At 63.2% G+C, this 26658-nt stretch carries 25 protein-coding genes and 1 tRNA gene; 20 read left to right on the top strand and 6 right to left on the bottom strand.

Features of this window, described 5'->3' with window-relative positions; all coding sequences use genetic code 11:
• The first annotated feature begins 130 nt into the window (after positions 1–130).
• From ychF to ACUJ47_RS03080, 4 genes are read left to right on the top strand one after another with little or no spacing between them, the layout of a single operon-like run.
• Positions 131–1231 carry a redox-regulated ATPase YchF gene (gene ychF, locus ACUJ47_RS03095; RefSeq protein ID WP_445536991.1) on the top strand — a complete coding sequence of 367 codons (1101 nt, stop codon included), beginning with the start codon at positions 131–133 and terminating at the stop codon, positions 1229–1231.
• A gap of 17 nt (positions 1232–1248) precedes the next feature.
• Positions 1249–2538 (top strand): alkaline phosphatase family protein, encoded by a 1290-nt coding sequence (locus ACUJ47_RS03090; RefSeq protein ID WP_445538844.1) that lies wholly within the window; start codon positions 1249–1251, stop codon positions 2536–2538.
• 29 nt (positions 2539–2567) lie between these two features.
• On the top strand, positions 2568–3032 hold the full coding sequence (locus tag ACUJ47_RS03085; protein WP_445536990.1) for a MaoC family dehydratase: 465 nt from the start codon (positions 2568–2570) through the stop codon (positions 3030–3032).
• A 29-nt stretch (positions 3033–3061) separates the two neighbouring features.
• On the top strand, positions 3062–3898 hold the full coding sequence (locus ACUJ47_RS03080) for an SDR family oxidoreductase (RefSeq protein WP_445536989.1): 837 nt from the start codon (positions 3062–3064) through the stop codon (positions 3896–3898).
• 13 nt (positions 3899–3911) lie between these two features.
• Here ACUJ47_RS03080 and mutL read toward each other — a convergent pair whose 3' ends face one another.
• Positions 3912–5729, bottom strand: coding sequence for a DNA mismatch repair endonuclease MutL (gene mutL, locus ACUJ47_RS03075; RefSeq protein WP_445536988.1), 1818 nt, complete (start codon positions 5727–5729; stop codon positions 3912–3914).
• Positions 5730–5918: 189 nt separating this feature from the next.
• On the opposite strand from mutL, the gene ACUJ47_RS03070 reads away from it, so the two are divergent.
• The 9 genes from ACUJ47_RS03070 to ACUJ47_RS03030 all read left to right on the top strand — a co-directional run bounded on the left by ACUJ47_RS03070 (position 5919) and on the right by ACUJ47_RS03030 (position 14564).
• Positions 5919–6962 (top strand): rod shape-determining protein, encoded by a 1044-nt coding sequence (locus ACUJ47_RS03070; RefSeq protein ID WP_354145570.1) that lies wholly within the window; start codon positions 5919–5921, stop codon positions 6960–6962.
• Positions 6963–6978: 16 nt separating this feature from the next.
• The gene (gene mreC, locus ACUJ47_RS03065) at positions 6979–7884 is read left to right on the top strand and encodes a rod shape-determining protein MreC (RefSeq protein ID WP_445536987.1); all 906 of its coding nucleotides are present in this window, start codon (positions 6979–6981) and stop codon (positions 7882–7884) included.
• A complete protein-coding gene (locus tag ACUJ47_RS03060; RefSeq protein WP_445536986.1) occupies positions 7881–8441 on the top strand; it encodes a rod shape-determining protein MreD in 561 nt (186 codons plus the stop codon). The genes mreC and ACUJ47_RS03060 overlap by 4 nt, the downstream gene beginning before the upstream one ends.
• Positions 8441–10543: a penicillin-binding protein 2 gene (mrdA, locus tag ACUJ47_RS03055; protein WP_445536985.1), complete on the top strand. Its 2103-nt coding sequence runs from the start codon at positions 8441–8443 to the stop codon at positions 10541–10543. The genes ACUJ47_RS03060 and mrdA overlap by 1 nt, the downstream gene beginning before the upstream one ends.
• The gene (gene rodA, locus ACUJ47_RS03050; protein ID WP_445536984.1) at positions 10540–11655 is read left to right on the top strand and encodes a rod shape-determining protein RodA; all 1116 of its coding nucleotides are present in this window, start codon (positions 10540–10542) and stop codon (positions 11653–11655) included. Before mrdA ends, rodA begins: the two co-directional genes overlap by 4 nt.
• Before the next feature lie 110 nt (positions 11656–11765).
• A tRNA-Lys gene (locus tag ACUJ47_RS03045) sits at positions 11766–11841 on the top strand.
• A 125-nt stretch (positions 11842–11966) separates the two neighbouring features.
• Complete coding sequence (gene ribB / locus ACUJ47_RS03040; RefSeq protein WP_445536983.1) at positions 11967–13214, top strand: 3,4-dihydroxy-2-butanone-4-phosphate synthase; 1248 nt, start codon at positions 11967–11969, stop codon at positions 13212–13214.
• 4 nt (positions 13215–13218) lie between these two features.
• A complete protein-coding gene (gene ribH / locus ACUJ47_RS03035; protein WP_445536982.1) occupies positions 13219–13638 on the top strand; it encodes a 6,7-dimethyl-8-ribityllumazine synthase in 420 nt (139 codons plus the stop codon).
• Entirely contained in the window at positions 13635–14564 is a 930-nt protein-coding gene (locus ACUJ47_RS03030) for an aldo/keto reductase (RefSeq protein WP_445536981.1), read from the top strand. The genes ribH and ACUJ47_RS03030 overlap by 4 nt, the downstream gene beginning before the upstream one ends.
• 45 nt (positions 14565–14609) lie before the next feature.
• Here ACUJ47_RS03030 and eno read toward each other — a convergent pair whose 3' ends face one another.
• Positions 14610–15893, bottom strand: coding sequence for a phosphopyruvate hydratase (gene eno / locus ACUJ47_RS03025; RefSeq protein ID WP_445536980.1), 1284 nt, complete (start codon positions 15891–15893; stop codon positions 14610–14612).
• Between the two features lie 171 nt (positions 15894–16064).
• On the opposite strand from eno, the gene ACUJ47_RS03020 reads away from it, so the two are divergent.
• The 5 genes from ACUJ47_RS03020 to ACUJ47_RS03000 all read left to right on the top strand — a co-directional run bounded on the left by ACUJ47_RS03020 (position 16065) and on the right by ACUJ47_RS03000 (position 18117).
• The gene (locus ACUJ47_RS03020) at positions 16065–16631 is read left to right on the top strand and encodes a hypothetical protein (protein WP_445536979.1); all 567 of its coding nucleotides are present in this window, start codon (positions 16065–16067) and stop codon (positions 16629–16631) included.
• Between the two features lie 23 nt (positions 16632–16654).
• Positions 16655–17095, top strand: a complete 441-nt coding sequence (locus ACUJ47_RS03015) for a phage holin family protein (protein WP_445536978.1) — start codon at positions 16655–16657, stop codon at positions 17093–17095.
• Positions 17092–17430 (top strand): hypothetical protein, encoded by a 339-nt coding sequence (locus ACUJ47_RS03010; protein ID WP_445536977.1) that lies wholly within the window; start codon positions 17092–17094, stop codon positions 17428–17430. The genes ACUJ47_RS03015 and ACUJ47_RS03010 overlap by 4 nt, the downstream gene beginning before the upstream one ends.
• Position 17431: 1 nt before the next feature.
• A complete protein-coding gene (locus ACUJ47_RS03005) occupies positions 17432–17797 on the top strand; it encodes a hypothetical protein (RefSeq protein ID WP_445536976.1) in 366 nt (121 codons plus the stop codon).
• Between the two features lie 89 nt (positions 17798–17886).
• Positions 17887–18117: a DUF4170 domain-containing protein gene (locus ACUJ47_RS03000; RefSeq protein WP_354145031.1), complete on the top strand. Its 231-nt coding sequence runs from the start codon at positions 17887–17889 to the stop codon at positions 18115–18117.
• Positions 18118–18141: 24 nt separating this feature from the next.
• Here ACUJ47_RS03000 and greA read toward each other — a convergent pair whose 3' ends face one another.
• The 4 genes from greA to carA form a co-directional block, all read right to left on the bottom strand.
• Complete coding sequence (gene greA / locus ACUJ47_RS02995) at positions 18142–18618, bottom strand: transcription elongation factor GreA (RefSeq protein ID WP_445536975.1); 477 nt, start codon at positions 18616–18618, stop codon at positions 18142–18144.
• Positions 18619–18726: 108 nt separating this feature from the next.
• Positions 18727–22050 carry a carbamoyl-phosphate synthase large subunit gene (carB, locus tag ACUJ47_RS02990; protein WP_445536974.1) on the bottom strand — a complete coding sequence of 1108 codons (3324 nt, stop codon included), beginning with the start codon at positions 22048–22050 and terminating at the stop codon, positions 18727–18729.
• Entirely contained in the window at positions 22051–22713 is a 663-nt protein-coding gene (locus tag ACUJ47_RS02985; RefSeq protein WP_445536973.1) for a hypothetical protein, read from the bottom strand.
• A 23-nt stretch (positions 22714–22736) separates the two neighbouring features.
• On the bottom strand, positions 22737–23999 hold the full coding sequence (carA, locus tag ACUJ47_RS02980) for a glutamine-hydrolyzing carbamoyl-phosphate synthase small subunit (protein ID WP_445536972.1): 1263 nt from the start codon (positions 23997–23999) through the stop codon (positions 22737–22739).
• 159 nt (positions 24000–24158) lie between these two features.
• Between carA and ACUJ47_RS02975 the strand changes: the two genes are divergently transcribed.
• Both ACUJ47_RS02975 and dnaG read left to right on the top strand, forming a co-directional pair.
• The gene (locus tag ACUJ47_RS02975) at positions 24159–24611 is read left to right on the top strand and encodes a GatB/YqeY domain-containing protein (protein ID WP_445536971.1); all 453 of its coding nucleotides are present in this window, start codon (positions 24159–24161) and stop codon (positions 24609–24611) included.
• A 160-nt stretch (positions 24612–24771) separates the two neighbouring features.
• Complete coding sequence (gene dnaG / locus ACUJ47_RS02970; RefSeq protein WP_445536970.1) at positions 24772–26652, top strand: DNA primase; 1881 nt, start codon at positions 24772–24774, stop codon at positions 26650–26652.
• Positions 26653–26658 lie beyond the last annotated feature (6 nt).

Below are 26658 nucleotides of genomic sequence, written 5' to 3'. Positions count from 1 at the left end.
CGAACTCCCCTTGATTTGCCGAAGGCTTAGCATGTCGCAACGCCAAGTCGAGCAAATGGCCAAGCCTGTGCTTCCACATCGGCGCGCGACACGCTAAGGGCCGCGCCAATCATTTATTCCGGAGTTATCGATGGGTTTCCGTTGCGGGATCGTCGGCCTGCCGAATGTCGGCAAGTCCACCCTGTTCAATGCACTGACCGAGACGCAGGCCGCGCAGGCCGCGAACTATCCGTTCTGCACGATCGAGCCGAATGTTGGCCAGGTCGCTGTGCCGGACGAGCGGCTCGACAAGATCGCGGCAATCGCCAAGAGCGCCAAGGTGGTGCCCACCCAGCTGGCGTTCGTGGACATCGCCGGGCTGGTCAAGGGCGCGAGCCAGGGCGAAGGACTGGGCAACCAGTTCCTCGGCAATATCCGCGAAGTCGATGCGATCGTGCATGTGCTGCGCTGCTTCGAGGATGACGACATCCAGCATGTCGCCAACAAGGTCGATCCGATCACCGATGCCGAAGTGGTCGAAACCGAACTGATGCTGTCCGACCTCGAAAGCCTCGAAAAGCGGGTGCCCGCCGCGCAGAAACGCGCCACCGGCGGCGACAAGGAAGCCAAGCTGATGGCTTCGGTCCTCGGACAAGCGCTCGACCTGCTGCGCGAAGGCAAGCCCGCGCGGCTGACCGAGCCGAAGGATGACGAGGAAGCCCGCGTCTTCGCACAGGCGCAGCTGCTCACGGCCAAGCCGGTGCTCTACGTCTGCAATGTGGGCGAGGAAGACGCCGCCAAGGGCAATGCCCTGTCCGAACTCGTCTTCGCCAAGGCAGCGGCCGAAGGTGCCGAAGCGGTGGTGGTTTCAGCCGCGATCGAAAGCGAGCTCGTGGCGATGGGCCCTGCGGACCGCGCCGAATACCTTGCCGAACTGGGGCTTGAGGAAAGCGGGCTCAGCCGAGTGATCCGCGCGGGCTACAAGCTGCTGGGCCTCAAGACCTTCTTCACCTGCGGGCCGAAAGAAGCGCGCGCATGGACCTTCCCGGCGGGTGCCAAGGCCCCGCAGGCCGCAGGCGAGATCCACACCGATTTCGAGCGCGGCTTTATCCGTGCTGAAACAATCGCCTACGATGACTATGTCGCGCTGGGCGGCGAAGCCGGTGCGAAGGAAGCCGGCAAGCTGCGCCAGGAAGGCAAGGAATACGTCGTCCAGGATGGCGACGTGATGCTGTTCAAGTTCAACGTTTGAGACCCGGAGAAAGCATGATGCGTGCGCTGGCGAAATCCCTGACCCTGGCGCTTGCCGCAATGCTGGCGGTGAATGCGCCGCAGCTAGGCTTTGCCGCAGAGCCGGTCCCGGCAGCGAGCACCGCCAGCGCGCAGGAAGATCGCGCGCCGGTCACCATCCTGGTGTCGATCGACGGTTTCCACCCCGACTATCTCGGCAAAGGGATGACCCCCACTCTCGATGCGCTCGCCAGCCATGGCGTCAGCGCGCCGATGCGCCCATCCTTCCCGACCAAGACCTTCCCCAACCACTGGACGCTGGTGACAGGCCTCGTGCCCGATCGCCACGGCATCACCGCCAACCGGATGGAAGACCCGGGCCGCCCGGGCGAAACCTTCACCATGGCAACAGTCGATCCGTGGTGGTGGAGCGACGCCAAGCCCATCTGGGTCGAGGCCGAAGAAGCCGGTGTGCGCAGCGCCGCGATGTTCTGGCCCGGCTCGGCGGTTCCATGGGGCGGCACAGCGCGCGGCTGGGGCCCGGTGCAGGACGGCATCCTGCCGCAGGACTGGCAGCAGTTCAGCATGCAGGTGAACAACACGCAGCGCGTCAACAGCGTGCTCGACTGGCTGCGCCGCCCGGCGGAAATCCGGCCGCGCTTCGTGACACTCTATTTCGACACGATCGACACCTCGGGCCATGACTCGGGCCCGCAGAGCGAGGAATTGCACGCCGCGCTGACGGACATTGACGGCTATGTGTCCATGCTGGTCGATGGCCTTGCACAGCTTGGCCAACCGGCCAACCTCGTCATCGTTTCCGATCATGGCATGGCGCCGACCAGCTCCGAACGGGTGATCGCGCTCAACGATTTTCTTGATCCCTCGCTTTACCGGCTCGTCGAAGGCGGCGCTTACGCCAGCTTTGAACCGACCGAAGGCAATGAGGCGGCGCTCGAGGCGGCGCTGCTGGCGCCGCATGAGCATATGACCTGCTGGCGCAAGGGAGAAATGCCCGCGCGCTTCCAATACGGAACGCATCGCCGCATCCCGCCCTATTTCTGCCTGCCCGAAACCGGATGGACCGTCACCACCTCGCGGCCCAACGGCGAATGGAGCGGCGGAAACCACGGCTATGACAATGCCTCGCCCGAGATGCTGGCGCTGTTCGTCGCCAATGGCCCGGCGTTCCGCCACGGGGTCAAGCTCGACGCGTTCGACAACACTCTCGTCACGCCGCTGGTGCGCGAACTGCTTCACTTGCCAGGGGCGCAGCAATCGCGCGATGTGCTAGCGCCGCTGCAACCGGCGCTTATGCCGGGCGAGTGACCTGCCACACGTGACCTCGGAAGGCTTGCATGAACTACTTTGAAGACATTGAAATCGGGAAGAAAACCGCATTCGGTCACTATGAAGTGACGCGCGAGGAAGTTCTCGATTTCGCAAGCAAGTACGATCCGCAACCCTTCCATCTCGATGACGAAGCGGCGGCCAAGACCCATTTCGGGCGGCTCTCGGCCAGCGGCTGGCACACTTGCGCGATGACCATGGCGATGATGGTCGAGAACATGAAGTCGGTGAAGCAGGCGGGGCTCGGCTCGCCCGGCGTCGACAATCTCCAATGGAAGAAGCCGGTCTATCCAGGCGACACTTTGCGCGTTGAAAGCGAAGTGATCGAAAAGCGGCGCAGCAAGTCACGCCGCGAAATGGGGATCTTCAAAAGCCGCGCGCGCGTGTTCAACCAGAACGGCGACGTCGTGATGGAAATGACGTCGAACGGGCTGATCGCAGTGCGCGATCCGGATGCCCCGATCGAGGATTGACGATCTGATACTCAGCGGGAGGATGCAAAGTGGCCGATTATGTTGCTGGAAAATCGATAGTGATCACCGGCGCTGGCGGCGGCTTTGGTCGCCTGCTTTCGCTCAAGGCTGCAGCCCGTGGCGCAAAAATAACCTGCGCCGACATCAATCCTGAAACCGCCGAGGAAACCGCGAAAATGGTGCGCGATGCCGGTGGAGAGGCACGCGCCAGCACGGTCGACGTGACGCAATACGAACAGGTCCGCGCCCTGGTTGAAGACGCTGTGGACGCGTTCGGCTGCGTGGATGTCATGGTCAACAACGCGGGCACCATGCCGCTTGCAATGATGGAGGATCATTCGCAGGCGCTTGAGGCATGGAACCGATGCATCGACATCAACTTCAAAGGTGTGATGAACGGCTGTGTCGCCGCCTATGACCCGATGATGAAGCAGGGGCGCGGGCACGTGATCAATGTGTCTTCGATCTATGGCAACCACCCCGTGGTCGGCTCGGCAGTCTATGGCGCGACCAAGGCTGCGGTGAACTATTTCTCCGACAGTTTCCGGCAGGATTGCCGCGGCAAGATCAAAGTCACCATCGTCAAACCTACGGGAGTGCCCGGAACCGGTCTTGGCGCTGGGGTCATCAGCCCCATGGGCGCAATTGGCATCGTCGGCCAAAACGCCCAGGAATTCTATGACTTGCTGGGCGGGATGGCCGAAGGCAGATTACCCAACAGCGGTCTTGATCCGGAAGGCATCGACTACCTCGTCCTTGCACCTGAATATATTGCCGATGCGATGATGCACGCGATCGACCAGCCATGGGGCGTTTCGATCGGAGAGATCACCGTTCGGGCCGCCGGCGATCACTACATCATGTAGCGCCAGGTCGGCTTCAATGCCGCCCGAACAGCTTCTCGACGTCTTCCATGCTCAGCTTGACCCAGGTCGGGCGGCCGTGATTGCACTGGCCTGAGCGCGGGGTGCGCTCCATTTCGCGCAGCAGCGCGTTCATCTCTTCGACGCGCAGCACCCGCCCTGCCCGCACCGATCCGTGGCAAGCCATAGTCGCCAGCACATGTTCGAGCTTTTCCTCGAGGAGCAAGGCTTGGCCGTGCTTGGCGATATCATCAGCAAGGTCGGTAAGCAGCGCATGCGAATCGGCCTTTGCCAGCGCGGCGGGCAGCGCGCGCACCAGCATGGCGCCGGTGCCGAAGCGCTCGATCGCCAGCCCGAATTGCGCGAAGCCCTCGGCGGCTTCCTCGAGCCGGTCGCAATCGACCTCGTCCAATTCGACCACGTCGGGCACCAGCAGCGCCTGCGAACGCGCGACCGCGTCCCCTGCCCCGGCAGCGCGCAACCGCTCGAGCACGAGCCGCTCATGCGCGGCGTGCTGATCAACCAGAACCAACCCGTCCGCCGCTTCGGCGACGATATAGGTATTGGCGACCTGCCCGCGCGCTATGCCGAGCGGGAATTCCTGCTCAGCATCCGCTTCCTCGACCTCGATAGCACGGCCCTGCGGCGCAAAATCGTCGCGCGCCATGACTTCGCCCTCATAGGCGCGCCACGCCTGCCCGGCTTCGCTCACGCGGGGTTTTTGAGCTGACCAATCGCGTGAAAAGATGGTGGCGAGTGCAGGTGAAGGGTCTTGCACCGGTTCCTGCTGCCACCGTTCCATTGCGCCGCGATCCGGCCCCTGCGCGCTGCGCCGGTCGCCAGTGTCAAGCGCCTGCCTCAACCCCGAAACGATAAAACCGCGTACCCCCGCCGCATCGCGAAAGCGGACCTCGGTCTTGGCCGGATGGACGTTCACGTCGACATCCTCGGGTGGCAGGTCGAGGAACAGCGCGAGCACGGCATGGCGATCGCGCGCGAGCATATCGGCATAGGCCCCGCGCACCGCGCCCACCAGCAGCCGGTCCTTCACCGGGCGCCCGTTGACGAAGAGATACTGGTGATCGGCGACACCCCGATTGTAGGTCGGCAGGCCCGCAATTCCCGACAGGCGCATCGTCCCGCCCGGCCCTTCGCGCTCGGCGGCAATGGCGACGCTGTTGTCCTTGAGCTCGCGCGCGACGATCCCCGCCACCCGGTCTGCCAGCGGCTCATCCGCCTGCAGGCCGAATATCCGCCGCTCGCCATGTTCGAGCGAGATTGCCACGTCTGGTCGCGCCATCGCGAGCCGCCGCACAACATCGAGGCAGGCTGCGTATTCGCTGCGCTCGCTGCGCAGGAACTTGCGGCGCGCGGGCACCTTGGCGAACAGCTTCTCGACCTTCACCCTTGTGCCCGGCGGCAAGGCGGCAGGCCCTTCCTCGATCAGCTGGCCATGGTCGACCACGCGGCGCCAGCCATCCTCGGCCCCGCGCACGCGGCTTTCGATCGTGAGCTGCGCCACGCTGGCAATCGACGGAAGCGCCTCGCCGCGAAAGCCCAAAGTGCTGACCTGCTCGATCGCGTCGTCGGGCAGTTTGGAGGTCGCGTGGCGCTCAAGCGCCAGCGCCATTTCTTCCGCCGACATGCCGCAGCCGTCGTCGATCACTTCGAGCTTGCCCAGGCCGCCTTCGACAAGCTTCACCGCGATGCGACTCGCACCCGCGTCGATCGCGTTTTCGACCAGTTCCTTGAGCGCCGCAGCCGGCCGTTCGACCACTTCACCGGCAGCAATCCGGTTGATCAGGCTCTCTGGAAGGCGGCGAATTTGGGGCATGATCGGGAGGCTAGCGGCAGGGCGGCAGAAATTCGAGGCCGGTCGTGGAAAATCGCCCCCCTTTGAACAATTATTTTGGCCTTTTGCCGACGTATCGACTAGACGGTGCATATCCCGTCAATTGCGGATCGCAATGGTTGCGCTGGCTCGCCCACCGCCGCGATCGCATCCATGGAACGACTTGGCAGAATGAGCTTCTTTTCCAATCTCTTGAAATTCGGTTCGCACAACATGGCCATCGACCTGGGGACGGCCAACACGCTCGTCTACGTCCAGGATCAGGGCATCATCCTCAATGAGCCCTCGGTCGTCGCGATCGAAACGATCAATGGCGACAAGCGGGTCAAGGCGGTTGGTGACGACGCCAAGATGATGATGGGCAAGACGCCGGATACGATCCAGGCGATCCGCCCGCTGCGCGATGGCGTGATCGCGGACATCCAGATCGCCGAAGAGATGATCAAGCACTTCATCCGCAAGGTGCATGGCAAGCGCAGCCTGTTCCGCTATCCCGAAATCGTGATCTGCGTTCCCTCGGGCGCGACCTCGGTGGAAAAGCGCGCGATCCGCGACGCGGCATCGAATGCGGGCGCTTCGGAAGTCTATTTGATCCTCGAGCCGATGGCTGCGGCGATCGGCGCCGACATGCCGGTTACCGAACCGGTCGGCAGCATGGTGGTCGACATCGGCGGTGGCACCACTGAAGTCGCGGTGCTCTCGCTGCGCGGCCTCGCCTACACCACTTCGGTCCGCACCGGCGGCGACAAGATGGACGAAGCGATCATTTCCTACGTCCGCCGCCACCACAACTTGCTGATCGGTGATGCCACGGCAGAGCGGATCAAGAAGGATTACGGCATCGCCGTGATGCCTGAAGACGGGATCGGCGAAACCTTTGCCATCAAGGGCCGCGATTTGGTGAACGGCGTTCCCAAGGAAATCACAATCAACCAGGCGCATATCGCCGAGGCTCTGTCCGAACCGATCGGCGCCATCGTGGAAGGCGTGCGTATCGCGCTGGAAAACACCGCGCCCGAACTCGCAGCCGACATTGTCGACCAGGGCATTGTGCTCACCGGCGGCGGCGCGCTGATCAAGCGGCTCGACGAACACCTGCGCGAGGAAACCGGCCTGCCGGTCAGCATCGCGGAGGATCCGCTGTCCTGCGTGGCCATCGGCACCGGTCGGGCAATGGAAGACCCGATCTATCGCGGCGTCCTGATGCAAGAATAAGGGTAAGCGGTTCGCCATGGCGCCAACTTCATCCCGGCGCTCGGGCCATTCGCGCAGAGCGCAATACTCGCTTTTCACCAGCTACCTGGTTGCGGCGATCGGCGCGCTGATTGGCGCGGTGCTGCTGGGCATCTCGCTGTGGCAACCCGCCGCAATGGGCGGGATGCGCGGAGCCGCGAGCGATGCTGCTGAACCCGCGGGACGGGCCGTGGCAGTTGCTCGCGAAGGTTCGGGCGGCTTTTTCGACGCTATTGCAGGCTATTTCCGCGCGGGCAGCCAGAATGCCGGCCTTCGCAAAGAGCTTGAACTGGCCCGCATCCGCCTCGCCGAAGCCGATGCCACCTTGCAGGAGAATGAGCGGCTCAAGGCTCTGATCGGGCTGACCGAACAGGACGAGGAGCCTGTCGCGATCACCCATATCACCGGCTCAACCGCCGCCAGTGCGCGGCGCTTTGCCTATATCGGCGCAGGCCGGGCCGATGGTGTTCAAGTGGGTATGCCGGTGCGCTCTGCGCGCGGCGTGGTGGGCCGTGTGCTCGAGACGGGCAGCAGCACTTCGCGCGTCTTGCTCCTGACCGACAGCGAAAGCGTCTTACCGGTGCGGCGCGCAAGCGACGATCTGGTCGCTTTCGCCGAAGGGCGCGGCAATGGCCTGCTGCGCATCCGGCTGGTCAATCTGGGCATCAATCCACTCGAACCGGGAGACGTGTTCGTCACCAGCGGCGCAGGCGGCTATTACCGACCGGGGGTCGCCGTGGCGGTGCTTACCGAAATCCGCCCCGATGGCGGGCTGGCGCGAATGATCGCCGACCCTGCCGGCACCGATTTTGTGCGGGTCGAGCCAATCTGGCAGCCTGACACGGTGGCGGCGGCGCGCCAGTCCCCGGATGAGGTCCTGAGCGACGCGGAGGAGAGCGAGTGATCGAAGGCGGGCTCAAGCCCAGGTCGAGACCCAATCCCTATGGCAAGCGGATCAACCGCGAGCCTTCGCCCTTGCTCGCCAATTCGGTTCCCTATGCCACGATCGTTCTGGGATCGATGCTGCCGCTGCTGCTCGTCACCAGCACCATGCCGATCGTGCCGCCGCTTGGCTTCATGATGCTGGTCGGCTGGCGGTTGATGCGCCCCGGACTGCTTCCGAGCTGGGTCGGATTACCGCTCGGCGCCATCGACGATTTGTTCAGCGGGCAACCTTTCGGCAGCGCGATACTGCTATGGTCGCTGGCCATGCTGGCGATCGAATGGTTTGAAACGCGTGTTCCCTGGCGCGGCTTCCTGCAGGATTGGCTCGCGGCCGCGCTTGCTTGCGGGACTTACGTGATCGTCGCTGCGGCATTCTCCGGCGCAAAGATCAATCCCACACTGGCGATTGCGATCATGCCCCAATTGCTCGCATCGATACTTGTTTTCCCGGTGATTTCGGGCCTTGTCGCAACCTTCGACCGATTGCGGCTCCAGCGCATCCGGAAGGTTCGCTGATGGAGAAGTTCGGTTCGCGCCCACCGGTGACCGCGACCGGACTCCAGAACGCCTTCGACCGGCGCAGCTTCGTGGTCGGAACGATGATGGGCGGCATCGGTGTGCTGCTCGCGGCGCGCATGTCGTACCTCGCGATCGCCGAGAACGAGAAATACCGCACCGAGGCGGAAAGCAACCGGGTCAATCTGACGCTCATCCCGCCCCGCCGCGGCTGGATCCTCGACCGCAATGGCGCCCCGCTCGCTTCGAACCGTGCCGACTTCCGCGTCGACGTGATCCCGGAGCGCTTGCACAATGCGGACAGGACGATCGACCAGCTCGGATCATTGCTGTCGCTCGAACCTGACCGTGTCGCCGACATCAAAGCGAAGATCGAGGGATCACGCGGCTTCCAGCCCGTCGAAGTCGCCAGCGGGCTCGATTACGACCAGTTCGCAGCGATCAGCGTGCGCCTGCCCGACCTTCCCGGAGTGGTACCGCAGCGCGGCTTCTCGCGCTTCTACCCCACCGGGCCGTCCGTGGGCCACTTGATCGGATATGTCGGCCCCGCATCGGCCGAAGAATATGAGAAGGACCGCAACCCGCTGCTGATTACGCCCGGCTACAAGATCGGCAAGGACGGGATGGAAAAGCAGTTCGAGCAGACGCTGCGCGGAGTCCCGGGCGCGCGGCGGGTCGAAGTGACCGCTTCCGGAAGGATCGTGCGCGACCTCGAGACGCGCGAGGACGTTCAAGGCAATCCGGTGCGCCTCACCATCGACGGCCCGCTGCAGGATTATGCCGCGCGCCGCATCGGCCTCGAATCCGGATCGGTCGTGGTGATGGATTGCCGCACCGGCGACCTGCTGTGCATGGCCTCCATGCCCAGCTTCGATCCCAACAGCTTCTCCGACGGGATCGGCAGCATCGAATATGGCATGCTGCGCGACGATGAGCGGGTGCCGCTGCGCAACAAGGTGTTGAAGGGCCTTTATCCGCCCGGCTCCACCGTCAAGCCGATGGTGTCGATGGCGCTGATGGGCGCAGGCATCGATCCTCACGAGACCGTTTTCTGCGGCGGCGGCCTGCGGGTCGGCAATCGCGTGTTCGGCTGCTGGAACCGGCGCGGGCATGGCCAGGTCGACATGGCCAAGGGCATCTACCAGAGCTGCGACGTCTATTTCTATGCCATGGCGCAGCGCGTGGGGATGGACCCGATCGCCATGATGGCGCGGCGATGCGGCATGGGCGAGGAATTTCCGCTCCCCGTCACCAGCCAGTTCTATGGCACAGTGCCCGATCCCGAGTGGAAGCAGCGCAAATTCGGGCGCGAGTGGCAACCGTTCGACACCGTAAACGCCACCATCGGCCAGGGCTACATGCTCTCCAGCCCATTGCAGCTTGCGGTGATGGCTTCGCGCCTCGCCACCGGCCGCCATGTGATGCCGCGCCTCACGCTCGATACGCCGCCAAGTGGCTTCGGCGAAATCGATTTCCCGTCCGACCAGGTCACTTATGTGCGGCAGGCAATGAGCGACGTGGTCAACGGGCCGGGAACCGCAGGGCGGGCCCGTTTGCCCATTCCCGATGTGCTTCTCGCCGGAAAGACCGGCACGGCGCAGGTCGTCTCGCTCAGCAAGTCCGACGGCAAGAGCGGCCCGTGGAAATACCGCGACCACGGGTTGTTCATCTTCTTCGCGCCGTTCGACAAGCCGCGCTACGCCGGTGCGGTGGTGATCGAACATGGCGGCGGCTCTGGCGCGGCCTATCCGATCGCGCGCGACGTGATGACCTTCCTGTTCGACCCGCGAAAGGGAATGGACGCGTTGCACGCGCTGGAGAAACAGTGGGGCGGGAATGCGCAGCAGCGACTTTCCGCCAAATATGCGGCCTATGCGCAGGCGCGCGGCGAAGCGGTGAGCCCGCCGCCACGCCGCGACGAGGAAATTTTCGACCAGGTCGAGGCTGAGGCACGCGCCGCAGCCGCACAGCCCGAGGAAATCGCGGAAGAAGCCGTGACGCCGCGGCCGGAAGCGAATCCGTCTGCTCCGCCCCGCACACCGGAACCGGCCGCGACGGTCGATGCGCCCGCACCGGTCGAACAACAGGTGGTCGCGGAATGAGGTCGCTCATTCCCGATCCGATCGCGCGCCAGCCCTGGCAGATGCTGATCCCGCTGTTCCTGCTGGTCGGGTTCGGGGCGGCAGTGCTCTTTTCGGCTGCCGGAGGTTCATTCAGCCCCTTTGCCTCATCGCATTTGCTCCGCTTCGGCATCTTCCTTTTGATGGCATCGGTCATCACTGTCTTGCCCAACGAGCTGGTGAAGTTGCTGGTCTATCCCGGATATGCGGTGGTCTTGCTGCTGTTGATGGCGGTCGAAGCGATCGGCTTCGTCGGTGGGGGCAGCCAGCGCTGGCTCAATCTCGGCTTCATGCAATTGCAGCCATCCGAACTGATGAAGCCGATGGTGGTGCTGGTGCTAGCGCGGTTCTTTGCAACCCTTCCGGCCGGGATGGTCGGGACGTGGCGCGCGCTGGTGATTCCCGCCGGATTTCTCGGCCTGCCGATGGCCCTAGTGCTGATGCAACCCGATTTGGGAACGGCTTTGGCGATCGGTTTCGGCGGAGCCGTGGTGATGCTGCTTGCGGGCCTGCCGATGCGCTGGTTCATGATCGGTGGAGCGCTTGCTGCGGTCGCGGCTCCGATCGCTTTCTTCTTCGGGCTGCAGGAATATCAGCAGCGCCGCGTCACGACTTTCCTGGACCCGGAAAGCGACCCGCTCGGTTCGGGCTATCACATCACGCAATCGAAGATCGCGATCGGTTCGGGCGGCATCACTGGCAAGGGCTTCAACGAAGGATCGCAGAGCCATCTGCAATATCTGCCCGAACCGCACACGGACTTCGTCTTCGCCACCATGGCTGAGGAATGGGGCCTGCTGGGCGGCTTCTTCGTCCTGATCGTCTTCGCCCTGATCCTTGGCTGGGGATGGTCGGTGGCGCTCAAATCGCAGGACCGCTTCGCACGCCTGCTGGCAGGCGGCATGACCGCCACGATCTTCTTCTACATGTCGATCAATCTGATGATGGTGATGGGCCTTGCCCCCGTCGTCGGCATCCCGCTGCCTTTCATGAGCCATGGCGGTTCCTCGATGATGACGAACATGATCTGCATCGGCATGCTGATGATGGTGAACCGCTGGAATCGCATCACTCCGCGCCGCGGATTGCGCTGATTACGATTTCCCTGCCGCAACCCCTTCCCTTTGTTGCGACGCGCGCTATATGAGCGCCTCTCCCGATTCGGGTGGGGGCTGTTTCGACGCCCCGCTGTGATGATCGGAGTGGACGCATAGCTCAGTTGGTAGAGCAGCTGACTCTTAATCAGCGGGTCCTAGGTTCGAGCCCTAGTGCGTCCACCATCACACTCCTTTCTCCATGTTTGCCAGATCCATAGCCCTCACCGGGCGTGAATTGCCGCGTCAACACATCCGATCATCACATTTGGCAGCTTGCGGTCACATTTCGATGTGATATCAGGTGCTGTATGAGCACATCGACCATCACACGCGTTCGCGATCTCGTCACTTCCGGCGAAATGACGCGAGCAGGCCTCGCCCGCGCCTCGGGCCTCCACGCCAACACCTTGCGCGACTGCACGGATGATAGCTGGAACCCCACCGCTGAAACCCTGACGAAGCTGGAGAGCTTCCTCTCGAATAGCGGGGACCGCCCCGCGCTCGTCAGCATCGAGGAGATCATCGACGAGGCCCGCAACGGGCGGATGTACATCCTGGTGGATGACGAGGATCGCGAGAACGAAGGCGATTTGATTATCCCCGCGCAGATGGCGACCCCCAATGCGATCAACTTCATGGCGACGCACGGGCGCGGCCTGATCTGCCTGGCGCTCGACCGCAAGCGGGTCGAACAGCTCAGCCTCGAGCCAATGAGCCGCAACAACAAGGAAAGCATGCAGACCGCCTTCACGATCTCGATCGAGGCGAAGGAAGGCGTGACCACCGGCATTTCGGCGGCAGACCGTGCGCGCACCATTTCGGTAGCAATCGACGCGTCGAAGGGGCCCGAGGATATCGTAACTCCGGGCCATGTATTTCCCCTAACCGCGCGCGACGGCGGCGTACTGGTCCGTGCGGGCCACACCGAAGCCGCGGTCGACATCAGCCGCCTAGCCGGTCTCAATCCCTCGGGCGTGATCTGCGAGATCATGAACGAAGACGGCACGATGGCACGGCTCGACGACCTGATCGGCTTTGCCCGCAAGCACGACCTCAAGATCGGCACCATTCGTGACCTGATCGAATACCGCCGCCGCAACGACCATCTGGTCGAGCGCGTTGGCGAGCGCAGCTTCGAATCCGATTATGGCGGGCAGTGGCGCCTGCTGACCTATCGCAACAAGGTCGACGGCAGCGAAGCGCTGGTGCTGCAGAAGGGCCATGTCGTCCCGGGCGAACCCACTCTCACCCGCGTCCACCCGATTTCGGTACTCGACGACCTGCTGGGCCAGCCCGGCCCGCGCAAGCGCACGCTCCAGCGCTCGATGTATGCCGTGGGCGAGCACGGTTCCGGCGTGATCGTGATCCTGCGCGACCGTCCGGCAACGGGCAGCTACAGCGAGGAAGACGAAATCCGCAATGTCGGGATCGGCTCGCAGATCCTGGCTGACCTCAGGATCCACGACATGATCCTGCTCAGCAATTCGCAACCCAATGTCGTCGCGATCGAAGGCTACGGCCTCAACATCGTCGGCCACATGCCGATCCCGGAGTGACCTAATGGCCCGTTTCCTGATTGTCGAGGCCCGTTTCTATGACCACCTCAACGATATGCTGATTGCGGGCGCCAGAGCCGCGCTTGAAGCCGAGGGGCACGAGGTCGAGGTCGTCACTGTGCCCGGTGCGCTGGAAGTGCCCGGCACCATCGCCATGGCGGCGGAAAGCGACCGTTACGATGGCTTTGTGGCGATCGGCGTGGTGATCCGCGGCGAGACCTACCACTTCGAGATCGTCGCTGGCGAAAGCGCGCGCGGGATCATGGCGCTGACGATGGACGGAATTGCCATCGGCAACGGTATCCTCACGACTGAGAACGAAGCACAGGCGATCTATCGCGCCGACCCCAAGCAGGCCAACAAGGGCGCCGGTGCAGCAGAGGCTGCGATGGCACTGCTGGCGATGCAGGAGAAGTTCGCATGAGTGGGCACGATTTCATCGCGGGCATCCCGCTGGTCCTCGGCGGGAATGTGTTCGGCTGGACCAGCAAGGGCGACGAGGCCTTTGCCGTGCTCGATGCCTTCTACGAAGCCGGCGGGCGAATGATCGATACTGCCGACGTCTATTCGGCCTGGATCCCGGGCCACAAGGGCGGCGAGTCGGAGACGGTGCTGGGCGAATGGCTTACGAGCCGGGGTGTGCGCGCCGATATGCGGATCCATACCAAGACCGGCATGCTGGGCGGCGCGGAGCTCTATGAACCGGCGCGCGTCCTGCAATCGCTCAACGCTTCGCTGGAACGACTTCAGAGCGACACCATCGATCTCTATTACGCGCACAAGGATTATCCCGATCTGGAAATCGGTGCGATCGTCGAGGCATTCGACGGCGCAGTGCGCAGCGGCAAGGTGAAGGCGCTCGGAGCTTCGAACTTCGATGCAGCGCGGCTTGGCGCTGCGCTCGACCACGCCAGCGCGACCGGCGCGGAACCCTTCACCGCGCTGCAGAACGAATACAACCTCGTGGCGCGAAAAGCCTATGGCCCCGACCTGCAGAAGCTGTGCACCGAACGCGGGATCGCAATGCTGCCCTTCTTCGGCCTCGCCTCGGGCTACCTCACCGGCAAGTACCGGACCGAGGAGGATTTCGCGAAATCGATGCGCGGCGGCCGCGCAAAGGAACTGTCCGGGGGCAATGGCCCGCAGGTCCTGGCAGTGATGGACGAGGTCGCCGCCGAGACCGGCGCCAGCCTGTCCGCCATCGCGCTTGCATGGCTGGTGCGCCAGCCCGGCATCCCTGCCCCCATCGCCAGCGCCCGCACGGTGGAACAGCTGCGCGAACTGCTCGAATTCACGCAGCTGGAACTGAGCGAGGATCAGATCGCGCGGCTTACCGCCTCGTCTGGCTGATCCCGTCAGTTTGCGTCCCGTCGCAACTCGCTGCGACGGGGTGCCTCAGGCGAGTCGACCGAAGCAGGCTGCGCCCGCGTAAACCGCGCTTGCGCCCAGCTCTTCTTCGATGCGGATCAGCTGGTTGTACTTTGCAAGACGATCCGAGCGCGCCAGCGAGCCGGTCTTGATCTGCCCGCAATTGGTCGCGACGGCCAGGTCGGCGATGGTCGAATCCTCGGTTTCGCCCGAGCGGTGGCTCATCACCGAGGTGTAGCCTGCACGGTGCGCCATTTCGACCGCCGCCAGCGTTTCGGTGAGCGAACCGATCTGGTTGACCTTCACCAGCAGCGAATTCGCCAGCCCCTTGCCGATACCCATGGCGAGACGTTCCGGATTGGTCACGAACAAATCGTCGCCCACCAGCTGGATCGTGCCACCGATCTTGTCGGTCAGGATCTTCCAGCCTTCGAGGTCGTCCTCGCTCATGCCGTCTTCGATCGAGCGGATCGGATAATCGCGGCACAGCGCCGCGAGATAGTCAGCCATTTCCTCGCTCGATAGCGAAGTGCCCTCGCCCGCCATGTCATAGCGGCCGTCGGCGTAGAATTCCGTCGCCGCGCAATCGAGCGCCAGCGCCACCTCCGAACCCGGCTTGAAGCCCGCTTGCTCGATCGAGGCCATGATGAAATCGAGCGCGGCGCGCGTGCTGGCGAGGTTGGGCGCGAAGCCGCCTTCGTCGCCCACGGAAGTGGACAGCCCCTTGTCGGCAAGGCCCTTCTTCAGCGTATGGAAGATTTCCGAACCCCAGCGCACTGCATCGGCCAGCGTTTCGGCGCCCACCGGCATGATCATGAATTCCTGGATGTCGATCGGGTTATCGGCATGTTCGCCGCCATTGATGATGTTCATCATCGGCGTCGGCAGGACATGCGCCGCAACGCCTCCGAGGTAGGAATATAGCGGCAGGCCGCGCGCATTGGCCGCAGCCTTCGCCACCGCCAGGCTGGTGCCGAGAATCGCATTCGCGCCAAGCCGCGCCTTGTTGGGCGTGCCGTCGAGCTCGATCATCGTCAGGTCGATGTCGCGCTGGTCTTCGGCGTCGAGCCCCAGGATGGCGTCGGCAATCTCGGTATTCACCGCGTCGACCGCCTTGAGTACGCCCTTGCCCTTGTAGCGCGCCATGTCGCCATCGCGCAGCTCGACCGCTTCGTGCGCGCCGGTCGAAGCGCCTGACGGAACCGCAGCTCGTCCGAAACTTCCGTCCTCCAGCAGCACATCGACTTCCACAGTCGGGTTCCCTCGGCTATCAAGCACTTCGCGGCCGTGCAGGTCGATAATCGCGGTCATTGGCAGGCTCCTGGCTCGCACTGTTGTAATTGGCTAAGACACCACCATATCGGGGTGTGGCAGCGCTCTATGCGCCGGAACATCGCGGTGCAAGCGGCGTTGCGATATAAACCGTTCCGGCAATCGTATTCGCGCCGGAAGTGAAGACATTGGAAGGCAAAGGACGGACCCATGGCAGAGGGCACAAGCACAAAGACCCGCAAGACGACCACCAAGAAGGCACCTGCAAAGAAAGCCGCCAAGGCTGCGGTGCCCGCAGACAACACCGCTGAAGCCAAGTCGCGCTTCAACGCCGCGCTTGAAGAAGCGCGCGCTGGTGCTGCTGCGCTGAAGGCGGAAGCCGGCGTTCGCGCAGGCGCCTATCGCGATCAGGCCCGCGAAAAGGGCACCGATCTCGTCGCCGAAGCCAGGACCTATGGCAATGAAGCCAAGGCCCGTGCAGGCGAACTGGCCGTTGAAGGCAAGACACGCGCCAGCGATGCGCTCGCCTCGCTCGGCAAGATCGTAGCGGATACCGCACCGCAGATCGACGAGAAGGTCGGCGAGCAATATGGCGACTATGCCCGCAAGGCATCGCGCAGCCTGCAGGAAGCTTCGGCCAAGCTCGATTCGAAGAGCGTCGAGGAACTGGGCGAAGATGCGCGCGAAATGGTGCGCAAGAGCCCGGGCACCGCACTCGGCATCGCGGCGATCCTGGGCTTCCTGGTCGCGCGATTGTTCCGCGGCGGCCGCGGCTGAAGCGACAGGCAGGGGGGCTGGAAATGCGTGACGAGGATCGTGCGGATCCGCGTCCGGTCGATGTGGACGACGAACTCGACGCTGCGCTGCGCGGTGACGAGGCAGGCGAAGCGCAGCCCGACGGCTCGCTCGTCGACGATGTCGCCGCCCTCGTTCAGGACGGGCGCAACTTCGTCGAAGCCGAGATCGCATTCCAGAAAACCCGCCTCGCCTTTGCCGCCAATCGCAGCAAGTCCGCGGTTGTTTCGGGCCTGTTCGCGCTTGCCTTCATCCATTTGGCGCTGATCGCGTTGGTGGTCGGCCTCGTGATTGCGCTTACACCGCTGGTGTCTGCCCTGGGCGCAACCGCGATTGTGGTCGGGGCGCTGCTGTTCGGAGCTTTCCTGATGCTGATGCGGATGCGCAATTCGACGCAGGAAATCGGCGACGCATTCGGCAATGACAATCCCGAGGGCGGAGAATGACCGACCTGCGCCGCCAGCTGCTTGAAGACAGGGCGCTCCGCAACACGGCGCGCTCAATCATCACTGCCCAGTTCGACCGCGTCCGCAACGGTTTGTCGGGCCAGCGCATCGGCGAGCAATTGGCCGATGATGTCGGAGACGAAACGCTCGACGCCGCTGATCGGGCAAGCGACGCCTTGCGCGGCAAGGGCGGGATCGTCGCCGGGGTTGCCGCAGCAGTCGCCGGTGCAACCGCGCTCTGGTTTGCCCGCGAACCGCTGCTAGCACTGTTCCGCTCTTCCGAGGAAAATGAGGCGGAATTGGAAACAGACGATGTTGAGGCGGATGGAGGCTGACATGACCACCACCGAAGACAAGCGCAGCGCGCTGCGCACGCGCATCCAAAACGCGCAGGAGCGTTTGGCAGGGCACCAGGTCGCCGATCAGGCGCGCGATGCCGCCGGCACGCTGGTCGATTACGCCAAGCGCAATCCGCTGATCGTGCTTGGGGGTGCGGCGGCGCTGGGCCTCGCACTAGGCAGGCTTTCGCGCGGCGGCCGTGCCGCTTCGACCGCCACTAGCCTTCTAGGGAGGATCGCCACAGATGCGGCGATCGCCTTTGCCCTGACCATGTATGACAAGGCGGTTCAGCGCGCGAAGGAAGAACAGGAAGAGGGCGACCTGCCCCACCTGTCCGACGAGACCGGCACCCAGGGCAACTGATCTCCTGAAGCGATTTGCGGAGCGCAGGCCTTGCCACACGCGCTGGCTCGTCTATGGCGCGCGCCATTCCCCAAGGAGACAGAGCCATCATGGCTGAACATGAAACCAAGCAGCGGCTGCACCTCGTCATGGGTGGCCGCGTAAAAGACCCCCGCAGCCTGGAATTCCAGGATCCGGAAAGCATCCACGTCGTTGGCGTGTTCAGCAATTATGACGACGCGGTCGACGCTTGGCGCTCGAACGCCCAGCGCACGGTCGACGATGCCGAAATGAAATATGTGGTGGTGCATCTCCACCGCCTGCTCGAGCCGGAAGCATAAGCCCCGGCTTTCGAGCGCGGTGCGTCAGATGAACTCGATCTTCTCGACGAGGTAGAAACGGTCGCCAGAAGGCACGGTAACTTCGACCTCGTCACCCACCTGCTTGCCGATGAGCGCGCGGGCGATCGGCGAGTTATACGAGATGCGGCCCTTGTTGGCGTCCGCTTCGGTCTGGCCGACGATCTGGTAGCGCACCGGCTTGTCGGCCTCGTCCAGCAGAGTCACGGTCGCGCCGAAGATGATCTTGTCGCCCGACAGCGTAGCCGGATCGATGATCTGCGCGCGGCTGACCTTGTCTTCCAGCTCGGCGATCTGCGCTTCGACCTGGCCCTGACGTTCCTTGGCGGCGTGGTATTCGGCATTTTCCGACAGGTCGCCATGCGCCCGCGCTTCCTCGATCGCATCGACGATCTTGGGGCGTTCCGCACGCAGGACTTTGAGATCGGCGGTCAGCCGCTCATAGCCCTCTGCCAGCATCGGAACCTTTTCCATCGTAGCCATTCCAGTCTTTCCTTCCGCTCCCTCCCCTAAAACAGGGTCATTTCGAAGCTGGCCGCATTTTCCAAGGCGACCTGGCGAGCTCGAAATGTGGGGGAGATCAAACTATCGTCAGCTATAATAGTCTTGCAACGAGCGGACTTCAAGCTGGCTTGCATTTACTGCACGAATTGCGTTCGCTGCAGCTATCGAAGAAGCCGCTGTCGTATAGTACGGCACCTTGGCTTCCAGCGCCGAAGCGCGGATCGATTTGGAGTCGAGCAGGCTCTGCCAACCTTCGGTCGTGTTGAAGATCAGCGCCACGTCGCCATCGATGATCCGGTCGACAATATGCGGCTGCCCTTCGGCCACCTTGTTCACACGCTCTACCGGGAGGCCTTGCTCCTCTAGGTAGCTCTGCGTGCCGCCCGTGGCGATCACATCGAAGCCCTGCTCAATCAGCGCCTTTACCGCCGGGACGATATAGGACTTGTCAGTATCCTTCACTGACACGAACAATGTGCCGGAGGTCGGCAGCACCATGCCCGCCGCAAGCTGCGACTTGAGGAAAGCAGCTTCGAAGCTGCGGTCGATTCCCATCACTTCGCCGGTCGACTTCATTTCCGGGCTCAGCGCCGGGTCGCTGCCGGGGAAACGCGAGAACGGGAACACCGCTTCCTTCACCGCCATATAGGGCAGGTCGCGCTTGAACGGCTCGAAATCGGCCAGCTTTTCGCCCGCCATCACGCGTGCCGCGATCTTGGCGACCGGCTGGCCAATCGCCTTGGCGACGAAAGGCACGGTGCGGCTGGCGCGCGGGTTGACCTCGATCAGGTAAACCTCGCCATCCTTCACCGCAAACTGGACGTTCATCAGGCCGACGACCTTGAGCGCATGCGCCAATGCCTCGGCCTGCCTTTCCATTTCCTCGACGATCGAGGCGGGTAGCGAATAGGGCGGCAGGGTGCAGGCGCTGTCGCCCGAATGCACGCCGGCCTCCTCGATGTGCTGCATCACGCCCGCGATGCGCACTTCCTTGCCATCGCACAGTGCATCGACGTCGCATTCGATCGCGTCGCGCAAATATTGGTCGACCAGCACAGGGCTGTCGCCCGACACGTTCACGGCAGTCTTGATGTAATCATCGAGCTGCGCTTCGGAATCGACGATTTCCATCGCCCGCCCGCCCAGCACGTAGCTGGGGCGCAGCAACACCGGATAACCGATGCGCGAAGCGACCGCCGCCGCCTCGTCGCGGCTGTAGGCAATCCCGTTGTCGGGCTGCTTGAGCTTCAGCTTGTGGACCAGCTTGGCGAAACGCTCGCGGTCTTCCGCAAGGTCGATCGCATCGGGCGAAGTGCCCAGGATCGGGATGCCCGCATCCTCCAGCGCTTGCGCCAGCTTGAGCGGGGTCTGTCCGCCGAACTGCACGATCACGCCGACCAGCTTGCCGTTGGACTGCTCGACCCGCAGGATTTCGAGAACGTCTTCAGCGGTCAGTGGCTCGAAATAAAGCCGGTCCGATGTGTCGTAATCGGTCGAGACGGTTTCCGGGTTGCAATTGACCATGATCGTCTCGAACCCGGCTTCCGCAAGCGCGAAACAGGCGTGGACGCAGCAATAGTCGAACTCGATCCCCTGCCCGATGCGGTTGGGACCGCCGCCGAGGATCACGATCTTCTTGCGATCCGAAGGGTCCGCCTCGCATTCGGGCTCGCCGAAGCTCGGGGCTTCATAGGTCGAATACATGTATGGCGTGATCGCTTCGAATTCGGCAGCGCAGCTGTCGATCCGCTTGAACACCGGATGCACGCCCAGCTTGTTGCGCAGCTTGCGCACCTCGTCTTCGCTGGTGGCACCGGCCATCGCCTGCAAGGCATCGTGCAGCAGGCCCGAACGCTTGGCCTGGGTTTCGCCCAGCCCGCCCGCAACGCCGACCGAACGTACCGCCAGCGTGGCGAGCCGCTTGTCCGAAAAGCCCATCGCCTTGAGCTTGCGCAGCCCCGCCGCATCGCGCGGCAGGCCTTCGACGCCGATCCGCTTTTCGGCGGCAATGATTTCCTCGATCTGGCGCAGGAACCACGGATCGTAGGAAGTGACCGCGTGGATTTCCTCCACGCTCATTCCCGCACGGAACGCCTGCCCGACATAGAGCAGCCGGTCGGGCGTGCGCTTTGACAGCGCGGCGGTGATCACTTCGCGCGAGACGCCCTCAAGCGAAGGCACGCGATTGAAACCGTCGAGCCCGGTTTCGAGCCCACGCAGGGCCTTCTGCACGCTTTCCTGGAAGTTGCGGCCGATCGCCATGACTTCGCCGACCGATTTCATCGCAGTGGCGAGTTCGATCTTCGCGCCCTTGAACTTCTCGAAAGCGAAGCGCGGGATCTTGGTCACGACATAGTCGATGGTCGGCTCGAAGCTGGCAGGCGTCGCGCCGGTGATTTCGTTGGTGATCTCGTCAAGCGTGTAACCCACCGCCAGCTTGGCGGCGACGCGCGCGATCGGGAAGCCGGTCGCCTTCGATGCCAGCGCAGAACTGCGCGAGACGCGCGGGTTCATCTCGATCACGATCAGGCGCCCGTCGGCCGGATTCACCGCGAACTGCACGTTCGAGCCGCCGGTTTCGACGCCGATCTCGCGCAGCACCTCGATCGAGGCGGTGCGCATGATCTGGTATTCCTTGTCGGTCAGCGTCAGCGCGGGGGCGACAGTGATCGAGTCACCCGTGTGCACGCCCATCGGATCGACATTCTCGATGCTGCAGATGATGATGCAATTGTCATGGCGGTCGCGCACGACCTCCATCTCATATTCTTTCCAGCCGAGCAGCGATTCCTCGATCAGCACTTCGGTGGTGGGCGACGCATCGAGCCCTTCGCGCACGATCCGTTCGAACTCGGCCTTGTTATAGGCGATGCCGCCGCCGGTCCCGCCCAGCGTGAAGCTGGGGCGGATAATCGAAGGCAGGCCGGTGTGTTCGAGCACGGCAAAGGCCTCGTCCACGGTGTGCGCCACGCCGCTGCGCGCGCTTTCGAGGCCAATCTTGTCCATCGCCGCGCGGAAACGCTGGCGGTTTTCCGCCTTGTCGATCGCATCGGCATTGGCGCCGATCATGGTCACGCCATATTTGTCGAGCGTGCCGTTGTTGTAGAGCGCCAGCGCGCAATTGAGCGCGGTCTGCCCGCCCATCGTGGGCAGCAGCGCATCGGGGCGCTCCTTGGCGATGATCTTCTCGACGATCTCGGGCGTGATCGGCTCGATATAGGTCGCGTCGGCGAACTCGGGATCGGTCATGATCGTGGCCGGGTTCGAATTGACCAGCACCACGCGATAGCCCTCTTCCTTGAGCGCCTTGATCGCTTGCGTACCGGAATAGTCGAACTCGCAGGCCTGGCCGATGATGATCGGGCCGGCGCCGATTACGAGGATCGAGGAGATGTCAGTGCGTTTGGGCATTTAGATTCCTAGTGCGCCTCGTATGGTGGCAACCGCTGCGGCAAGTGTGGCTGTGTATGCGAACTTTGGGTGTGCCAATATCCGCTCGATAATCCCGAGTTCTGGTTCGGCCATCGCACAAACGGCGACCAATGCATCAGCAAGCGACTTCAAATCCTGACTGTCGACATTGCTTTCAAACCGAGTGGAATAGATTCGCTCCCTAAGCTGATCTGCCTGAAGCCTGACCGTCGACAGAACCGCAGCATCAGCGAGTACCAACCGCTTCCCAGTCCACGTCGTACTGTCGATAGAAAGATGCGCACCCTCATGGGCATCGATTTCCGAAACCATTTCGGAGAGGGAACTCTGTTCCTGTCCTGCATCATTAGAAATCGCTGCGTCAGCCGGTCCATATTGATCGATTAGTACTGTTCCCCGACTCTCCAAAGCGTCAATCAGCCTTTCAGCCTCTCTCATCCCTGGACCGGTCAATCGACCGATGGCTTGCGCATCGTTCCTACCGTTCGCAGGTCCCTTTAGGAGACCTTCTTCGCGCAGTTCTTTTTGTAATTCAAAGAGCCAACCCGGGCGAAATTCCAGCTCATAATGTTTGGCAAGCGCCTCAAACTTGAGCATTTCACCTTCAGGAATGTCTCCATCCTTGTAGAGTGCTCTGAGCATTTGGTCTCTGAACTCAGAATACCTCACCCCAGCATCCCAACAAACTTTTCAAAGAGGTAGAAACTGTCCTGCGGGCCGGGTGATGCCTCTGGGTGGTATTGCACGCCAAAGGCTTGCTTGCCCTTGATGCTGATGCCGCAGTTCGATCCGTCGAACAGGCTCACATGGGTCTGCTCGACATTGGGCGGCAGCGTGTCGACATCGACCGCAAAGCCGTGGTTCATGCTGGTGATCTCGACCAGCCCCGAGGTGTCGCCCCACCCCTCACCCACCCGCTGGACCGGATGGTTCGCGCCGCGGTGGCCCTGGTGCATCTTCACTGTCTTGGCGCCCGCCGCCAGCGCCAGCATCTGGTGGCCGAGGCAGATGCCGAACAGCGGAATGTCGCGATCGAGCAGCCCCTTGATCACGGGTACGGCATATTCGCCGGTTGCCGCCGGATCGCCCGGCCCGTTGGAAAGGAACACGCCATCGGGCTTGAGCGCGAGGATTTCATCGAGCGAGGTCTTGGCCGGAACCACTGTGACCTTCGCCCCGGCGCGGACGAGATTGCGGAAGATGTTGTCCTTCGCGCCATAGTCGATCGCGACTACGTGAGGCTTGACAGAACCCGTTCGCCCTGAGCCTGTCGAAGGGTCGGGTTCTGAAGCCGTTCCTACTTCGACAAGCTCAGCATGAACGGCTTCTGGAACATCGGAGGCCTCATAGCCATGGCCAAGCCGCCAATAGCTGCCGTGCCATTCTTCCTGCCCGTGGCGCGTGACGATCTGCGCCAAGTCCATCCCTTCGAGGCCGGGCCAGTCCTGCGCCCGCTTGAGCAGCGCGGGAATGTCGAACTTGCCGCTCGGCTCATGAGCGATCACCGCATTCGGCGCGCCCGCCATGCGGATCCGCCGGGTGAGCGCGCGCGTATCGACGCCTGAAAGGCCGATCTTTCCGTTGGCTTCCATCCATTCGGTGAAGGGCTGCAGGCTGCGGAAATTGCTTGCGGGGGTCACCTCCTCGCGCACGACGCAGCCGACCGCGCCTTCGACCCGCGATTCGATATCCTCGGGGTTGGCGCCGACATTGCCGATATGCGGGAATGTGAAGGTGACGATTTGCCCGGCATAGCTCGGGTCGGTCATCACTTCCTGGTATCCGGTCATCGCCGTGTTGAAGCACACTTCGCCCACGGCGGAACCGGTCGCGCCGAAGCCCATGCCCCAGATCACCGTGCCATCGGCCAAAATAAGGACTCCCGTCGCACCCTTAGGTTGCGCAGGACGAGAGGCAGCAGAAGCCATTTTTGGGCTCTCCGAGTCAGGGGTTTTCCGGCGATGTCGCTAAGTCCCAGCCGCTAGACGCCAGCCGCGGGCGCGTCAACCGCATGGGGGAGAAATATCGACTATTCGGGGCACAATCACTATCTGCCCGCCCAAGACCAGACAAAAGGGACCGATTCCATGCTCCGCGACGACATCAAAGCCGCAACCATCGCCGCCATGAAGGCAGGCGAGAAGGACCGCACCGCCGCGCTCCGCCTGATCGGGGCGAAGATCAAGGACCGCGACATCGAAATGCGCACCTCCAGCAAGGAGATCGCCGATGACGATCTGGTGGTGGAAGTGCTGCAGAAGATGGCCAAGCAGCGCCGCGAATCGATCGACCTCTATGTCCAGGGCGGTCGCGAGGAACTGGCCGCGCAGGAGCGCGCCGAGCTGGCGGTGATCGAGGAATTCCTGCCCGCCATGCTGGGCGAAGCCGAAACTTCCGCCGCGATCGAAGCGATCAAGGCAGAGCTTGGCGCAAGCTCGATCAAGGACATGGGCCGCGTGATGGCCGAGCTCAAGGCACGCCATGGTGCACAGCTCGACATGAGCAAGGCAAGCGGGCTGGTGAAAGCGGCGCTTTCCTAACTTCCGTTCGCCCTGAGCCTGTCGAAGGGCTGTATTTCTTTAAGGAAGAAGGACGATGCTTCGACAAGCTCAGCATGAACGGAGTTGTGTCCACAATCCTGTCACCAACCCACTCAGGACTTCGCTCGACACGAACGGTGGAGACAGGCAAAGTCGTTAGATGGCTCTTTCCCCGCAGTGGCTAGACGAATTGCGTGCACGGGTGACGCTTTCGAGCGTCATCATGCGCACGACCAAGCTGCAGCGCGCGGGGCGCGAATGGAAAGCATGCTGCCCGTTCCATAACGAGAAGTCGCCCAGCTTCACCGTCAATGACGAGAAGGGCTTCTATCACTGTTTTGGCTGCGGTGCGCATGGCGACGTGATCCGCTGGATGACCGACCAGCGCGGGCTGCAGTTCATGGATGCAGTGAAGGAGCTGGCGCAGCAGGCAGGCATGGAAGTGCCCCGCCCCGATCCTGTTGCGGCGAAGCAGGCGGAAAAGCGCGCGGGCCTGGTCGATGTGACCGAGGCGGCGCAGGCGTGGTTCGTCGACAACCTCAAGGGGCCGGATGGAGCGGCGGCGCGCGACTACCTCAAGTCGCGAGGCTTCTCCGGCGCGGTGATGCGCGAATTCGGCTTCGGCTATGCGCCCGACAGCAAGGTGGCGATCAAATCCGCGCTCTCGCAATTCGAAGAACCCATGCTGGTCGAGGCCGGGCTGCTGATCTCGGTCGATGACAAGCCGCCCTATGACCGCTTCCGCGACCGGCTGATGCTGCCGATCCAGGATGCGCGCGGCCGCGTGATCGCATTCGGCGGCCGTATCCTGCAGGCGAAGGAAGGCGCGGCGAAATATCTCAATTCGCCCGACACGCCTTTGTTCGACAAGGGGCGCACGCTCTACAACCTCCACCGTGCCGGCCCCGCCTCGCGCCAGAGCGGGCGCATGGTGGTGGTCGAAGGCTATATGGACGTGATCGCGCTGGCGAATGCGGGCATTGCCGATGCCGTTGCCCCGCTCGGCACTGCGCTGACCGAAACTCAGCTGACCATGCTGTGGCGCATGGTGGACGTGCCGGTGCTGTGCTTCGACGGTGACGCGGCGGGCCAGCGTGCGGCGATGCGCGCGATCGGCCGGGCACTGCCGATGCTGCAGCCGGGCAAGAGCCTGGGCATCGTGCGCCTTCCCGCAGGGCTCGACCCCGATGACTTAATCAAGCAGCGCGGCAAGGCGGCGATGGAGAAGCTGCTGGCCGAGCCGGCGAGCTTGCTCGACGCATTGTGGACTTTCGAGCGCGACGCGCAGGAGCTTCGCACGCCCGAAGACAAGGCAGGCCTCAAGGCGCGTCTGCTGGCGCATGCCGACGCGATCCAGCATCCCGACATCCGTGCGCTCTATCGCCGCGAACTGCTCGATCGCTTCTCTGCCTTCGCCTTCCCCCAGCGCGCACCGCGCGAATGGAAGCCTTCGTCCTTCGGCCGCCCTGCCCCGCAGCCGCTTTCGCCCGATTCAGCGACCCGGCTCAAGCGTGCCTCCAGCGGCGGCGCGCGTGACGACTTCGCCCGGGCAGTGGTGCATGGCCTGTTGCGCTTCCCGGCAGAGATCGCTCGCCACACTGAAGCGCTCGGCCGACTGGCCCGGCTCGACCCGAAAATGGCCGAGACTGTCGAAACCTTGCTCGAGCTGTCGGAAACGCTTGATTCGCGCGCCGACATGGCCATATCAGGCGAGCGAGGCCTTCCCGCCCCACCGGATCAGACTCGATATGCCTTCCTGAGAGAAGGCACCAACCCGGTAGATGCGCGCGAGGAACTGGCTGAAGCCGTTACGCTGCTGGTCGAAAGGCCGGCCCTTCTTGCTGCGCTTGAAGCGGCGATGGGTCGGTTCGCGGAGGATCCGGAAGGTGCCTTCGCCGAACAGACAAGGTTGCGCGAACGGCTCGCCACATTAAACGAACGCCTGAAGCACTTTGGGCGAAAGAAGGCCGCAATCGCGGCTGAAACGGAAATTTCTCGCGAGCCGGCAGAAGAGCCGGTCTCCGATTTGGAAACGGACTGACACGGA

It is taken from the genome of Altererythrobacter sp. Z27, from assembly GCF_052683155.1.
The sequence above is the reverse complement of the archived record's forward strand: the minus strand, read 5'-3'. Positions and strand labels throughout refer to the sequence as shown.